The 14,103-nt window shown below is 71.0% G+C and carries 13 protein-coding genes; 8 read left to right on the top strand and 5 right to left on the bottom strand.

Annotated elements, in window-relative coordinates; translation table 11 throughout:
• The first annotated feature begins 30 nt into the window (after positions 1-30).
• The 3 genes from CK500_RS01460 (at position 31) to CK500_RS01450 (ending at position 2,808) form a co-directional block, all read left to right on the top strand.
• The gene (locus tag CK500_RS01460) at positions 31-486 is read left to right on the top strand and encodes a DUF7529 family protein (protein WP_095635480.1); all 456 of its coding nucleotides are present in this window, start codon (positions 31-33) and stop codon (positions 484-486) included.
• Between the two features lie 102 nt (positions 487-588).
• Complete coding sequence (locus CK500_RS01455) at positions 589-1,302, top strand: phosphoribosyltransferase family protein (RefSeq protein ID WP_095635479.1); 714 nt, start codon at positions 589-591, stop codon at positions 1,300-1,302.
• Between the two features lie 126 nt (positions 1,303-1,428).
• Positions 1,429-2,808, top strand: coding sequence for an NCS2 family permease (locus CK500_RS01450; protein ID WP_095635478.1), 1,380 nt, complete (start codon positions 1,429-1,431; stop codon positions 2,806-2,808).
• A 49-nt stretch (positions 2,809-2,857) separates the two neighbouring features.
• On the opposite strand, the gene CK500_RS01445 is transcribed toward CK500_RS01450, so the two are convergent.
• Positions 2,858-3,343 (bottom strand): hypothetical protein, encoded by a 486-nt coding sequence (locus tag CK500_RS01445; protein ID WP_095635477.1) that lies wholly within the window; start codon positions 3,341-3,343, stop codon positions 2,858-2,860.
• A 150-nt stretch (positions 3,344-3,493) separates the two neighbouring features.
• On the opposite strand from CK500_RS01445, the gene CK500_RS01440 reads away from it, so the two are divergent.
• Together CK500_RS01440 and CK500_RS01435 are read left to right on the top strand one after the other, a co-directional pair.
• Complete coding sequence (locus tag CK500_RS01440; RefSeq protein ID WP_095635476.1) at positions 3,494-3,748, top strand: glutathione S-transferase N-terminal domain-containing protein; 255 nt, start codon at positions 3,494-3,496, stop codon at positions 3,746-3,748.
• Between the two features lie 61 nt (positions 3,749-3,809).
• On the top strand, positions 3,810-4,178 hold the full coding sequence (locus CK500_RS01435) for a DUF192 domain-containing protein (protein ID WP_095635475.1): 369 nt from the start codon (positions 3,810-3,812) through the stop codon (positions 4,176-4,178).
• A gap of 30 nt (positions 4,179-4,208) precedes the next feature.
• Here the strand turns inward: CK500_RS01435 and CK500_RS01430 are convergent, their stop codons facing one another.
• Together CK500_RS01430 and CK500_RS01425 are read right to left on the bottom strand one after the other, a co-directional pair.
• Entirely contained in the window at positions 4,209-5,627 is a 1,419-nt protein-coding gene (locus tag CK500_RS01430) for a sensor histidine kinase (protein ID WP_095635474.1), read from the bottom strand.
• Between the two features lie 101 nt (positions 5,628-5,728).
• Entirely contained in the window at positions 5,729-8,323 is a 2,595-nt protein-coding gene (locus tag CK500_RS01425; protein WP_095635473.1) for a DNA topoisomerase I, read from the bottom strand.
• A 199-nt stretch (positions 8,324-8,522) separates the two neighbouring features.
• Between CK500_RS01425 and CK500_RS01420 the strand changes: the two genes are divergently transcribed.
• Positions 8,523-10,013 carry an aldehyde dehydrogenase family protein gene (locus tag CK500_RS01420; RefSeq protein WP_095635472.1) on the top strand — a complete coding sequence of 497 codons (1,491 nt, stop codon included), beginning with the start codon at positions 8,523-8,525 and terminating at the stop codon, positions 10,011-10,013.
• 77 nt (positions 10,014-10,090) lie between these two features.
• On the opposite strand, the gene CK500_RS01415 is transcribed toward CK500_RS01420, so the two are convergent.
• Both CK500_RS01415 and CK500_RS01410 read right to left on the bottom strand, forming a co-directional pair.
• Entirely contained in the window at positions 10,091-11,308 is a 1,218-nt protein-coding gene (locus CK500_RS01415) for a DR2241 family protein (protein ID WP_095635471.1), read from the bottom strand.
• Between the two features lie 2 nt (positions 11,309-11,310).
• Positions 11,311-12,180 carry a CbiX/SirB N-terminal domain-containing protein gene (locus CK500_RS01410; protein ID WP_095635470.1) on the bottom strand — a complete coding sequence of 290 codons (870 nt, stop codon included), beginning with the start codon at positions 12,178-12,180 and terminating at the stop codon, positions 11,311-11,313.
• A gap of 140 nt (positions 12,181-12,320) precedes the next feature.
• On the opposite strand from CK500_RS01410, the gene CK500_RS01405 reads away from it, so the two are divergent.
• Together CK500_RS01405 and pheA are read left to right on the top strand one after the other, a co-directional pair.
• Positions 12,321-12,860: a DUF7523 family protein gene (locus tag CK500_RS01405; protein WP_095635469.1), complete on the top strand. Its 540-nt coding sequence runs from the start codon at positions 12,321-12,323 to the stop codon at positions 12,858-12,860.
• Between the two features lie 80 nt (positions 12,861-12,940).
• Positions 12,941-13,747 carry a prephenate dehydratase gene (gene pheA, locus CK500_RS01400; protein ID WP_095635468.1) on the top strand — a complete coding sequence of 269 codons (807 nt, stop codon included), beginning with the start codon at positions 12,941-12,943 and terminating at the stop codon, positions 13,745-13,747.
• Positions 13,748-14,103: the final 356 nt, after the last annotated feature.

The following is a 14,103-nucleotide window of genomic DNA, read 5'->3' as shown; positions in this document are numbered from 1 at the left end:
GTTTACCTTCCCGCGGCGTCGCTCCCCCCTATGAGCAGAGCCGACCTCGGCGAGCGGTGGCAGCGCGTGTTCGACGACACCGAGGCGACCGCGGCGGAGTACCGCGACCGCGGGTGGGAGGCGCTCGCGCTCCACCCCGGCGACGTGAACCCGATCGTCGACGAGGCGCGGCTCCACGTCCTGTTGCCCGGATCGGAGTTCGACGAGGCCAACGACCTGCTCTCCGGGGCGACGATCGAGTCCGTCCGCGTGTACGCGGCGCCGGGCGAGACGGCGATCTACCGGCTGGTGGTCGCGGAGAACGCGACGGACGAGATCGCCGTCTGCGTCCCGACGTTCGTTCTCGACTCGGACGGGGAGGCGCTCGAAGCGGCCGCGGCCGACGCGGGCCGCGTGACGATCCGACTCCGCCCGCTCGACGACCGCGACCGCGTCGAGTTCGCCGTCGACGACCCGGAGATTTTCTTCCGGGATCCGCCGGAGTAACGCCGGCCGCGCCGCCCGTCCTCCCGTGGGACCCACGTTCGTGGCGATCGGCTCCCCCGACGACTTCGACGTATTCATACTTGTGCGATCACGATCATCTGCATGAACCGAGCAGAGAAGGCCGCCCTCCAGCTGCAGGCGGTCGCCGTGTTGCGGATGTTGAAGGAGACGCGCACCTACGAGGAGCTGTCCGACGTGACGGGGCTGCCCGCGGGCGACCTGAACCGGTACGTCAACGGCCACGTGCTCCCCGGCACCGACCGCGCGAGCGAGGTCGTCGAGGCGGTCGGCCGCGAGGCGCTCGCGGACGAGCTGCTCGCCCGCGTCGAGTTCGACGACGAGGGGTACGTCGACAACTCCGGCGTCGTCTTCGACCAGCCGTTCCTCGACCTGGTCGCGCCCGTCGCCGCGGAGACGTTCGAGTTCGAGTCGCCCGACGTGGTGCTCACCGCCGCCACCGACGGGATCACCCTCGGCGCGGCGATGGCCTCCTTCTTCGACGCCCGCTTAGCGTACGCCAAGAAGTCGAAGGAGACCGCCGTCGAGGAGTTCATCGAGTCGCGCCAGCGGCTCGCCTCCGGCATCGAGCTCACCTACTACCTCCCGGCGAGCGCGATCGACGCGGGCGACACGGTCCTCGTCGTCGACGACCTGATCCGGTCGGGGGAGACCCAGGAGCTCCTCTTGGACATCGCCCTGCAGGCCGACGCCGACGTCACCGGCGTGTTCACGCTCATCGCCGTCGGCGACGAGGGGATGGACCGCGCGCGGGCGATCACCGACGCCCCAGTTGGCGCGCTGACGACGTTCGAGTAATCACGTTCGCGCATTTCCCTCGGAGATCCAACGGTTAGAGGCGGATTTTTATGCAGCATCTTGTACACTAGACGCTGGCGTTCAGCAAAGCTTATCACCCGATCCCGGGGTACACTCACCCGTTCAATGGGGCTTACAGACACGCTCGCTGCGCGGTTCGACCTGGAGGGGCACGACTCCGACGCTCGGACGGAGCTGGTCGCGGGGCTCACGACGTTCCTCGCGATGTCGTACATCATCGTGGTGAACCCCGCGATCCTCTCCGAAGCGATCCAGATCGAGGGGTACGGACCGAACGAGGTCTTCCAGATGATCGCCATCGCCACGATCCTCTCGGCGGCGATCGCGACGGCGGTGATGGCGCTGTACGCCAACCGGCCGTTCGGGCTCGCGCCGGGGCTCGGCCTCAACGCCTTCTTCGCGTACACGGTCGTGCTGGGGCTCGGAATCCCGTGGCAGACGGCGCTGGCCGCGGTGTTCGTCGAAGGGGTCCTGTTCATGATCCTCACCGCGGTCGGCGCGCGCGAGTACGTCATCCGGCTGTTCCCCGAGCCGGTGAAGCGCTCGGTCGGAGCGGGTATCGGGCTGTTCCTGCTGTTCATCGGCTTCCAGGAGCTCCAGATCGTCGTCCCCGACGAGGCGACGCTCGTCACGCTCGGCGGGGTCTTCGGGAACCCGTGGGCGATCTTAGGCCTGCTCGGGCTCGCGTTCACCTTCGGCCTCTGGGCCCGCGGGATCACGGGCTCGATCGTGATCGGCATCGTGACCACGTCGCTGGCCGGCTGGGGGCTCACCCTCGCCGGGGTCTTCGAGCGCGGCGCGATCACGCCCGAGTCACTCCCGAGCGCCCAGTACGACATCACCCCGCTCGCGGGCGCGTTCGTCGACGGGCTGGGACAGATCGACCCCCTGACGTTCGTTCTGGTCGTGTTCACGTTCTTCTTCGTCGACTTCTTCGACACCGCCGGGACGCTCATCGGCGTCTCGCAGTTCGGCGACTTCCTCGACGAGGACGGCGACCTCCCCGACATGGACAAGCCGCTGATGGCCGACGCGGTGGGGACGACCGCGGGCGCGGTGCTCGGCACCTCCACGGTGACGACGTACATCGAGTCGTCGACCGGCGTCGAGGAGGGCGGCCGCACCGGCCTGACGGCGCTGGTCGTCGCGCTGCTGTTCCTGGCGTCGCTCGCCGTGATCCCCCTCGTCGCCGCCATCCCGGCGTACGCCTCCTTCATCGCGCTGATCGTCGTCGGCGTGATGATGCTGCAGGGGCTCGTCGATGTCGACTGGGACGACCCCGCGTGGGCCGTCTCCGCCGGCCTCACCGTCACCGTGATGCCGTTCGCCTACTCGATCGCCGACGGGCTCGCGGCCGGGATCATCGCCTACCCGCTGATCAAGGTCGCGGTCGGCGAGTACGACGAGGTCGCGCTCGGCCAGTACGTGATCGCGGCGCTGCTGGCGCTCTACTACGTGCTGCAGACGCGCGGCGTCATCCTCTAAGCACGGTCGGTCCAAACGCGGCTCGGCCTTCTCTCTCCGTTCGCCGCCGCTACGGCGCGGTCACGACGAACTCGTCGAACTCCCCGTCCTCGACCGCCTCGACCGTCTCGGGGACGCCCCCGTCGAACGTCAGCTCGACCCGGTAGGAGTCGGCCGCGATGTCGTCCGTGCACTCCTCGCCCGCCTCGGCGTCCCGGCGGCCAACCACCCGCACGCTGGCCGCGCTCTCCGCCGCGTCGTACGTCGCGCGGTCGAGCGCGACCTCGCCGCACGAGCTCGACGAGTAGCTGATTGTTCCCTCCACCGTCACCCGCGACGCCGCCTCGTCGAACGCGATACGGGGCGGTTCGTCGGCCGCCGGCGCGCCCTCGATCCCGGTCGTGAACGTCGCGTCGCGGAGCTCGGTGGGGCGGTCGCCGTCGCCCCCGGTGCCGCCTCCACTGCCGTCGCCGTCCCCGACCGAGCCGTCGAGACAGCCGCCGAGCGACGACGCGAACGCGACTCCGACGCCCCCGAGCAGCGTACGGCGGTTCATACCCCCACGTCCGCTCGGCACGGATATATGCTTTCCAGAGAGTACAAGCGGTCTTTCAGTCTCTCGGTCTCACAGTTACCCCCGCCGCCCGTGCGCGCGCCGCGACCGCCCACCGTACTTCTTTACGCGTCTGTCCCCTACCCGCCGGTGATGACGGACCTGACGCTCTACGAACTGGAAGGCTGCCCGTACTGCGCGAAAGTGAAGACCAAGCTCGCCGAGCTCGACTTGGAGTACGAGTCGGTGATGGTGCCGCGCTCGCACGGCGAGCGCACGGAAGTCGAGGCGGTCTCCGGCCAGACCGGCGTCCCCGTCCTCGTCGACGAGGCCAACGGGATCGAGGGGATGCCCGAGAGCGACGACATCGTCGAGTACCTCGAGGAGACGTACGGCGACGCGAGCTAGCTCGGCAGCTGACGCCGACGACGCCGGCCGATCGCGAGGCTATTTATCCGATGCCCGTCACGTGCGGAGCGTGCGACTCGTCCACCGCAGCGACCGGTCCGGCGGCTCCGAGGAGACCGTCCTCGCGAGCGACGTCGACGTGGCGCGCTCGGCATTCGAACAGGGCCGCGGGCTGATGTTCCGGCGGTCGATCCCAGACGGCTACGCCCTGGTGTTCCCCTTCGACGCGCCCGACACGCAGTGGCTCCACATGCTGTTCGTCCCCTTCGCGATCGACGCCGTCTGGCTCGTCGACGGCGAGGTGCAGAAGACGAAGCGGCTCGCCCCGTTCGTCGGGCTGGGCCGCGGCCGCGCGGACACGGTGATCGAGCTCCCGGCCGGCGCGGCCGACCCGGTCGCGGTCGGCGACGAGCTCCGGCTCGTCGAGTGACGGCGGCGCTCGGACCCCCCTCCCCGTCGCTCACCCGCCGTTCGGCGTCCGAAGCTCCATCTCGATCCGCGTCCCGCCGGCCTTGCTGTCCCCGATGTCGAACCCCCCGCCGCCGGCGGTGACGATCCAGTTGACGTACCAGAGGCCCAGCCCGCTGGCGTGCTCCAGCGGCGTCTCCTCGCCGGTGAGCACCGACCGCTCGGCCGGCGGGATCCCCGGTCCGTCGTCGGCGACGACGAGCGACGCCCACGACTCGCTCGGGAGCTCGGCGGCCGTGATCTCGACGCGCGGGCGGTCGGCGTCGCTGTGCCGGATCGCGTTGTCGACGAGCTCCGCGATCGCCTCGGCGAGGTAGCCGATCGCCGACACCGTGATCCCCTCGGGCACGTCGACCTCGACGTCGGCGCCCTCGCGGAGCTCCGGCGGGAGCGAGCGGAGCGCCTCGTCGACGGCGTCGGCGAGGTCGATCGACTGGGGGGCGGGCCGGTCGGAGAGCAGCCGCTCGACGCGCCGGGAGGTCTCGCCGACGCGGAGCAGGCGCTCGGCGGTGTCGACGACCCGTTCGAGCTCCGTCGCCAGCTCCGGGTCCTCGACAGCGTCGATGGCCCGCTCCGTGAACCCGGTCACCACGTTGAGGTCGTTCCGGAAGTTGTGCCGGAGCACCCGCGTCAGGACGGCGAGGCGCTCCTCGCGGAGCGACGCCTCCGTTCGGTCCTCGCCGACGCCGATCGCGCCGACGACCTCGTCCCCGTCGACGATCGGTCCCAGCGCGAGCCGGTAGGGAACGCGTTCGCCGGACCGCGTCAGCAGCGTCGCCTCGCAGTCGGCCGGCTCGCGGTCGCGGTACACGCGCCGGAGCGCCCCGGCGACGGCGCCGCGGGTCTCGCCGTCGAACAGCGCCGTCAGGTCGGTCCCGGACAGCTCCTCGCCGCCGCGCTCGGCGTCGGCCGCGAGCCGGTCGTTCCAGCGCGCGAGCGTCCCCTCCGCGGTACACTGGAACAGCGCCGACGGCACCGTCGAGGCGACGGCGTCGACGACCCGCAGCTGCGACCGGAGCTCCTCCTCGGCCGTGACCCGGTCGGTCACGTCGGTCAGCCCGACGATCAGCCACCGCTCGTCGCCGATCGTCGTCGTGTGAAGCGACAGTGAGAGCCGCCGACGCCCGCGCTCCCCGCCGGTCTCCCACTCGAAATCGGTGACGCCCTCCCGGTCGACCGCCGCCTCGACGGCCGCGGTCACCGACTCGCCGTCGACCGTCTCGTCGGCCTCGCCGAGGTCCGTGAGTCCCATCAGCGTCAGCGTTCCGCGGTCCTGTCCGAGCAGCGCGACCGCCGGACCGTTCGCCGCCCGGACCGCGTGCGTCTCCGGATCGCAGGCTATCGCCGGGGTCGGAACCGCCTCGACGAACGCCCGCACGACGCGGGGTGTCGACTCGCCGTCACGATCCATCCATACTCCGCTTGACGGGCTCTGAACTTATAAACAGCGAGGGAACCCCCCGACGGCGGGGCTCCGCGAGCCCCGACGTGCGGCGGTGGTCCGTCTTCGCCTCAGTCCGCCTTCGCCTGCCAGTCGCGCACCGTGTCTGCGCCCACGCCGTCGACGTCGGCCGCCAGCTCGTCCGGATCGACCGACTTGAGGTCGTCGACGCCGTCGACGCCGGCGTCCTGCAGCTTCTCGGCGGTCTTCTCGCCGATCCCCTCGACGGTCTGGAGCTCCGACCCCTCCTGTCGGGCGGTGAACTCCCGGTAGTTGCAGATGGGGCAGCCGAGCTCCCACGGCTCGTCGCCGGAGTGGACCCGGAGGTGCGGCAGGCCGTGTTCCTCGCAGGTCTCGTCGGTGACCTCGATCTCGCCGCGCCGGGGGAGCGGGAGCGAGTAGTCGCAGTCGGGGTAGCGCGTGCAGCCGACGAGCCGGGAGCCGGAGCGGAGCCGCTTGATGGCGAGCTCGCCGCCGTGCTCTTCTCCGCACTCGGGGCAAACGCCGATCACCTCGTCCTCCTGTTCGTCGGCCTCGTCGGCCTTGCACTGCGGGCAGCCGTGGACGAACGTCTTCCGGCCCGCGAGCATCTTCACGTGCCGGAGCTCGTGGTCCTCGCAGGTCTCGTCGAGGATGAGGGGCTTCCCCGTGGAGGGGAGCGGCAGCGTGTACTCGCAGTCGGGATAGCCGTCGCAGCCGACGAAGTACGACCCCTGTCGGGACTTCCGGACGAGGAGGTCCTCGCCGCACTCGGGGCAGGGACCCAGCGTCTTGTCCGCCTTCAGCGACTTCTGGAGGTGGTCGCCGACCGCCTCGCGCGACTCGGTGAGGTCGTCGAACACGCGGTCGAGCAGCTCGCGGGACGCCTCGGTCACCTCCTCGTACCCCTTCTCGCCGGCGGCGATCGCCTGCATGTCCCGCTCCAGTTGGGCGGTCATCTCCTCGCTCACGACGTGCTCGGCGAACTCCTCGGCCGCCTCGACGACCGCCTCCGCGAGCCGGGTCGGCCGCGGCGGGTCGCTCTCGATGTAGTTGCGGTCGTAGAGCTTCTCTAAGGTGCGGTGGCGGGTCGCCTTCGTGCCGACGCCGCGCTTCTCCATCTCCTCGATGAGCCGGGACTGGCCGTACCGGCGGGGCGGCTGGGTCTCCTTCGCGTCCGTCCGCCGGTCGGCGAGCGCGAGCGTCTCGCCGACCTCCACGTCGGGGACGATCCGCTCGTCGCTGGAGCGGTACGGGTACACGTCGTGGTAGCCGGCCTCCAGCAGGCGCTTGCCGTTCGCCTTCAGCCGGAGCCCGCCGTCGGCGACGAGGTCGGCGGGACTCGACGCCTCCTCGGGGTCGCGGAGGGCGGCGAGGCCGTCCGCGCGCTCGGCGACCTCCGTCGCCGCGTCGTTCGCGAGGGCGACGACGCGGAGCCGCTCCCACGTCGCGGGCTCGGCGCAGGTCGCGAGGAAGCGGCGGACGATCAGCTCGTACACCTCCCACTCGTCCTCCGAGAGGTCCGAGGCCGAGGGGAGCTCGCCGGTCGGGTGGATCGGCGGGTGGTCGGTCGTCTCCTCGTCCCCCTCGGTGGGCTCGATCTCCTCCTGTTCGAGGAGCGACTTCGCGTCCTTCCCGAACGTCGAGGCCGCCGAGAGCTCCTCGATCAGCTCGCGGGGCTCTAAGTCGTCGGGGTACACCGTGTTGTCGGTCCGGGGGTACGTGACGTAGCCGGCGGTGTACAGGTCCTCCGCGAGCGACATGGCGCGCTGCGCGGAGTAGCCGAGCGAGCCCGCGGCGCGGATGAACGCCGTGGTGTTGAAGGGGGTCGGCGGGTCGTCGGTGCGGGTGCGACGGCGCACGTCGTCGACGACCGCCTCGTCGGTCGCGTCGAGCGCCTCGGTGAGCACCTCGGCGACGTCGCCGTCCCAGACGCGCTCGGCCTCGTTGCCCTCGTCGTTCAGGTAGAAGTAGCGCGCCTCGAAGGGGTCGCCCCCGGACTTGGTCAGGTTCCCGTACAGCTCCCAGTAGGACTCGGGGTCGAACGCCTGGATCTCCCGTTCGCGGTCGACGATCAGCTTGAGGGTCGGCCCCTGCACCCGGCCCACCGAGATGAAGTCGTCGCCGAGCTGGCGGGCGGACAGCGAGAGGAACCGGGTGAGCGCCGCGCCCCACGTCAGGTCGATCACCTGTCGGGCCTCGCCGGCGGCGGCCAGGTCGAAGTCGAGCTCGTCGGGGTTCGCGAACGCCTCCCGCACCTCGTTTTCGGTGATCGAGGAGAAGCGGACCCGGTCGATCGGGGCGTCCTCGTTCACCTCGCGCACCAGCTCGTACGCCTCCTTGCCGATCAGTTCGCCCTCGCGGTCGTAGTCGGTCGCGATGACGACCCGGGAGGCGTTGCGCGCGAGCTTGCGGAGCGCGGCGACGATCCCCTCCTGCGTGGGCTCTTTGGTGACCGGCGCGTCGATCAACTCGACGGGCTCCACGTCGCGCCAGTCGTTGTACTCGGCGGGGAAGTCGACCCCGACGACGTGGCCAGAGAGGCCAATACAGCGCTTGCCGCCCCACTTGTAGACGTTCACGTCGTTCTCCCGCTCCGCCGTCGCGGACTCGCCGCTCAGGATGTCGGCGATGCGACGCGCCGCGTTGTCCTTCTCCGTGATGATCAGCTCGGGGCCGCGACTCATTGCCCCGACGTAGGCCGTTCCCCCGTCTAAAGCTTTCGCGACGCCTGATCGCACGCACGCGAGCGCGCGATCCGCCAGCCGACGACCGATCGACGACGGGCGAAAGCCGCCTCCGGAGACCTGTCGACGAGCTGTGATCCGGGCGATTTCACTCCTATCGGCCGCCTTATCCGTTTTTCTACCATTTGGTAAAACACAGATGTCGACCGACCTGTCCATCGACGCCGACTGGAGCGCACAGTACATCGACGGCGAGTGGGTCGCCGCCGGTGACGACGAGACCATCGCCGTCGAGGACCCCTCGACGCGCGAGGTCGTCGCCGAGGTGCCGAGCGCGACCGAGGGCGACGTCGACGCCGCCTACGAGGCCGCGGCCGCCGCGCAGGAGGAGTGGGCCGAGGCGCCGCCGGCGCAGCGCTCGGCGGTGATCCAGCAGTTCCTGCAGGCCCTCCAGGAGCACGACGAGGCGGTCGTCGACCTGCTGGCCCACGAGGCCGGCGGCTCGGCGATCATGGGCGAGACCTCGATCCAGATCGCGTCCGACCACGCCGGCGAGGCCGCGACGCTGCCGCGCCGGATGAAGGGCGAGCACGCGGAGTCGAACATCCCCGGCAAGGAGAACATCGTCGAGCGCGGCCCGAAGGGCGTGGTGACGGTCATCTCACCGTGGAACTTCCCGCTGAACCTGAGCGCGCGGGCCGTCCTCCCCGCCATCGCCGCCGGGAACAGCGTCGTCCTCAAGCCCTCGACGAACTCCCCGATCACGGGCGGGCTGCTGTTCGCGAAGCTCTTCGAGAAGACCGACCTCCCCGAGGGCGTGATCAACGTCGTCACCGGTCGCGGCTCCGAGATCGGCGACCGCGTCGCCAGCCATCCGGAGAGCGACGTGGTCTCGTTCACCGGCTCGACCGAGGTCGGCCAGCACGTCGCGGGGCTCGCGGGCGAGAACCTCGCGGTGCCGGCGATGGAGCTCGGCGGCAACAACGCGTTCGTCGTCGCGAGCGACGCCGATGTCGACCGCGCCGTCGACGCGGCGACGTTCGGCTCCTTCGTCCACCAGGGACAGGTCTGCATCTCGATCAACCGTCACATCGTCCACGAGGACGTCTACGACGAGTACGTCGCGAAGCTGACGGAGCGCGCCGAGGCGCTGGCCGTCGGGAGCGCCCACGAGCCCGACACGGTCGTCGGCCCCATCATCGACGAGTCGCAGCGCGACGAGATGCTGGCGTACGTCGAGGAGACGGTTGACGCCGGCGCGACCCTCGAAACCGGCGGGGAGACGGCAGAGATCGACGGCGTCGACGACTCGCTCGTCGTGCGGCCGACCGTCCTCTCGGACGTGACCAACGACATGGCGGCGGCGTGTAACGAGCACTTCGGTCCCATCGCGCCGGTTATCCCGTTCTCCGACGTGGACGAGGCGGTCGCGATCGCCAACGACACCGAGTACGGGCTCTCCGGCGCCGTCCACGCCGGCGACCTCTCGGTCGCGAAGGAGATCGCCGGCCGCATGGAGACCGGGAACGTCCACATCAACGACCAGCCGATCAACGACGAGGCGCACGTCCCGTTCAGCGGGATCGGCGCCTCGGGCGTGGGCGAGTACAACAGCGACGCGTTCCTCCGGGAGATCACGGAGACGAAGTGGATCTCCATCCAGCACGAACCGCGCGAGTACCCGATCTGAGGACGGCTCGCGGAGCCGGGCGGTCCAAGAATTGAACGGGTCGCGTAACGGGCGCCTCCGCCCGGCGCCGACCCCCGCTACTCCTCGTCTTCCTCGTCCGGGTCGGTCGGCACGCCGCCGAGGTTCCCCTCGTCGTCGAACAGCTTGGCGCGCAGGAACCGCGCGCGGTAGCGGTTCGCCCCCTCCTTCGTGTCGGCCTCGCGGATCTCGTCGATCCGGCCGTCGGCGACCGCGTCGATGATGTCCTCGACCTGCTCCTTCTCGCTCGGCGTCAGCTCGAACTCGTAGGTCCGGGGGACCTCGCTCTCCAGCCGGGTCCACTTGCGCGCGGCCGAGACGACCACCGAGCAGGGCTCCCGGCAGGGGAAGACGCCGTCGCCGCCGTCGACGTCGAGGTCGGTCTCGTCGTCGTACTCCCACTCGCGGCGCTTCAGGCACTGCGAGTCGTCGCAGCACGCCTCCGCGACCCAGTTCACGTGCTCGTACCCCTCGCCGCGGTCCCATGTCTTGATCACGCCGTAGATGCCGGACTGGCGCTCCATCGCCTCGCGCCAGTGGGTCACGTCGAGCTCGCCCTCGCGCTCCCGGTGCCAGTTGGCGACCGTCGCGGGGTATATCGTCTCGACCGCCTCGTACGCGTCGCGCGGGCCGAGGTCGGGGAAGACCCAGTCGCCCGCGAGCGACGGCGCGGTCTTGAGGGGCCGGTACCGGCCCTTCTCGTCGAACGTCACCAGATCGCGGGCGTCGAGGGGGTCGTCGTACGCGTCGAGCTCGTCGACCGGGACGCCGGCGTCGTCGGCGTGGCGCACGTCGTACCGGCGCTCGCCGCGGTCGGTGACGGTGGCCGTAATCCGTAGTTCGCCCCACGCGCGCTCGATCCCCTCGGCGAGCGCGGCGTACCGGGCCGCCACCGTCGCGCCGTTGGCGTCCTCCAGCCAGCGCAGGAACGCGCGGCGGGGACCGAACTCGCCCACGACGCGCTCGAAGACGTACCAGTCGGTGACCGCGGGGGCGCGCTCGGAGAGGGCGGCGTGGAGCTCGCGCTCGCTCAGTCGGGTCGGCCGGTCGCCGTCGGCGAGGACGTACTCGTCGGAGACGCTCTCGCCGTCGCCTTCGTCGTCGGTCTCCTCGCCGCGCGCGACGCTGAACCCCTCGAACCGGAGGGGGTCGCCGGGGTCGCGCTCGGCGAGCGCGTCGAGGACCGCGTCGAAGGCGTCGCTCGGGAGGTCGATCTCGGGGGGCTCGGGGTCGTCGCCCTGCGGCGGGTCGGCCGAATCGGCGGTGGGTTCCGGCACGGTCAGTCCCCCGTGGCGACGCGGGTCGTCTCGCGCACGTCGTCGAGCGCGGTCCCGAGGTCGGCGCCGGCGTCGGCGGCGCGCTCGAGGATTACGTCGGCCATCAGGGGCTCGGTGCCCACCGCGCCCGCGTACCAGATCCGGGTGCCGTCCACGTCGGTCGGCACGTCGTATCCCTCGGTGTGGTCCTCACAGAGCCCCACGTCCTCCGGGATGTCCTCTTGGGTGTGGTAGCCGTCGGCGATGAAGAGGGGGACTAAGACCACGTCGTCGCTCTCGAAGTGCTCGGGGAGGTCGTCGACCTCGGGATCCTCGTCCATGTACAGCGCCTTCACCTCGTCGAAGCGGTCGCGGTCGGCGATCCGGTCGGCGTGGTACTCGATCGCCTTCGCGCTGTTCTCGTTGCGCTCTGTGCCGTGGCCGACCACGGCGAGGCCGAACCCGTCGCCCACGTCGGGGTCGCCGGTGACCGACTCCGCGCGCCGGACGATCACGTCGGTCATGGCGCGGTGGGTCCCGACCGGGCCGCAGTAGTGGACCTCGCGGCCGATGTCCTCGGCGATGAGGGTTGCCTGATCGGCGGAGAGGCCGTCGGAGTCCCACTCGGAGACGTCCCAGCCGTCGAGCCGGAGTTCGCGGGGGATCACCTGCTCGGTGAAGTAGCCCTCCGAGACGAACAGCGGGACGACGTAGACCTCGTCGCCCTCGACGGTGCGGAGCACCTCGCGGAAGTGCGGCTCCTCCTTCCAGAAGCCGGTGCGCACCTCGTCGAAGGCGCCGGTCGCGCGGATCGTGTCCGCGTGGTCGTACGTCGGCGCGCTCGACCCCGGATTGAGGTGTGAGCCGTGTGCGACGATGACGAGCGACTGCATACGCCTGCTGGGGGCGCGCCGCTCTTAGGGACTTCGGAGGGTTCGGGCGCGCGGGAACGCGGCGGCGGCTCTTTCGGCCAACGCGAGAACCCCGGATCCCGACCGAAACCGCCATGCCGCCCCGCGCCGCAGGTCCGGCCATGTCGCTCGCAGCCGAGACCCGCGAGGCCGCCCGCGCGCGCCCCTTCGTCCTCGACGCGCTCCGCGCCGGCGTCCTCAACCACAGCGCCGCCGCCGCGTGGCTGGCCGACGAGGCCGGCCTCGACGGCGATCCCGACGCGATCGCGACCGCGCTCCGCCGGTTCCGCGAGGAGCTGTCCGACTACGCGACCGCGGACCGACCCGCCAGCGTGTCGATGCGGAGCGGGGTCGGCGTCGTCGACGGGGAGGACGCCGACGGCGACGGTGCCGACATCGACGGCGCCGGCCCTCTCCTCCGCGTCGGCGGCGCGGCGGTCGTGCCGGAGGGGACGGACACCGCGATCCTCGCGACCGGCGCGGTCGACGCCGCGGCGCTCGCGGCGGTCCTCCGCCGGCTCGCCGCCGCCGGCGTCGCGGTCGAGGCCGCGGGGGTCGCCGGGGAGACGCTCGTCGTCGTGGTGGGGCGGCGCGACGGCGCGACCGCGGTCCGGACCGCGGAGTCGGCGCTGGCGGCGGTGCCGACCGACGGCGGGGACTGAGTCCCGGTCCTCCCGGCCCCTCCAGCCAATATCCGCGCGACCCCGCACGTTTTTCTAACGCGGTCTGATAGGTAGGAGCGATGAACGCCGTCACGCTCGGCCCCGCCGGCACGTACTCGCACCGTGCGGCGCGGGCCGTCGCCGCCGAGGTGTCGTTCCGCGAGTCGGTCACCGCCATCGTCGACGCCGTCGCGGCCGGCGAGTTCGAGCGCGGAGTCGTCCCCATCGAGAACAGCATCGAGGGCTCCGTCACGGAGAGCCTCGACGCCCTCGCGAACCACGACGTCGCGGTCACTCGCGAGGTCGTCACTCCGATCCGCCACGCCCTCCTCGCGCAGGGGTCGGAGTTCGACGTCGTCGCCAGCCACTCGCAGGCGCTCGCGCAGTGTCGCAACTGGCTGGAGGCCAACTACCCGTCGGCGGGCCTCGAAGCGGTCGCCTCCACCGCCCGCGGGGTCGAGCGCGCCCGCGAGGACGCGCGCGTCGCCGGGATCGGGCATCCGGACAACGCCGGCGACGACCTCGAGATCCTCGCCGAGGACATCCAGGACCGCACCTCCAACGCGACCCGGTTCCTCGTCGTCGCGCCCGAGTCCGCCAAGTCCGACGCCGGCGGCAAGACGACCCTGATCGTCTACCCGAACGCGAACTATCCCGGACTCCTCTTGGAGCTCCTGGAGGCGTTCGCCGACCGCAACCTCAACCTCTCGCGGATCGAGTCGCGCCCGAGCGGCGAGCGCCTCGGCGACTACCTGTTCCACTTCGACGTCGACGCCGGCCTCTACGAGGAACACATGGCGAAGGCGGTGGGGGACATCGAGGCGATCGCCGACAAGGGGTGGGTGAAGGTGCTCGGGTCGTACGACACCGAGCACGTGTTGGAGTAAGACACCACGGGGACAGTTACTTATAAGAAACGCGACGGTGGCGCGTGCCTCCGAGCGTGCCGCCGAAGGCGGCCGCGAGGAGCACGCGCGAGGGAGTCGCTGGCTCCCGAAGCGAAACGGAGGGTGCCAGGGACGAGGCTGGGGAGGCGTGAGGTGCGGGGCTGCGCGGTCGGGTGGGACTCAAAGGGGCAGCCGCGAGGGCGGCGCAGACGACGTAAGCACCGCAGCGAGTGAGCGAAGCGAACGAGCGAGGCGCGCAACGAGTGTGCGCCGCCCTCGCGGCTGGGGCTTTGGAGGTCTCATCCGTGTCGTCGACGGCACCTACGTATAGCCGAGCGGCTGGGGCTTCGGAGGCG

Origin of the sequence: Halorubrum salipaludis, from assembly GCF_002286985.1 — an archaeon.
Taxonomy (GTDB): domain Archaea; phylum Halobacteriota; class Halobacteria; order Halobacteriales; family Haloferacaceae; genus Halorubrum; species Halorubrum salipaludis.
Note: the sequence above shows the minus strand (reverse complement) of the source record. Positions and strands in the feature narration are given on the sequence as shown.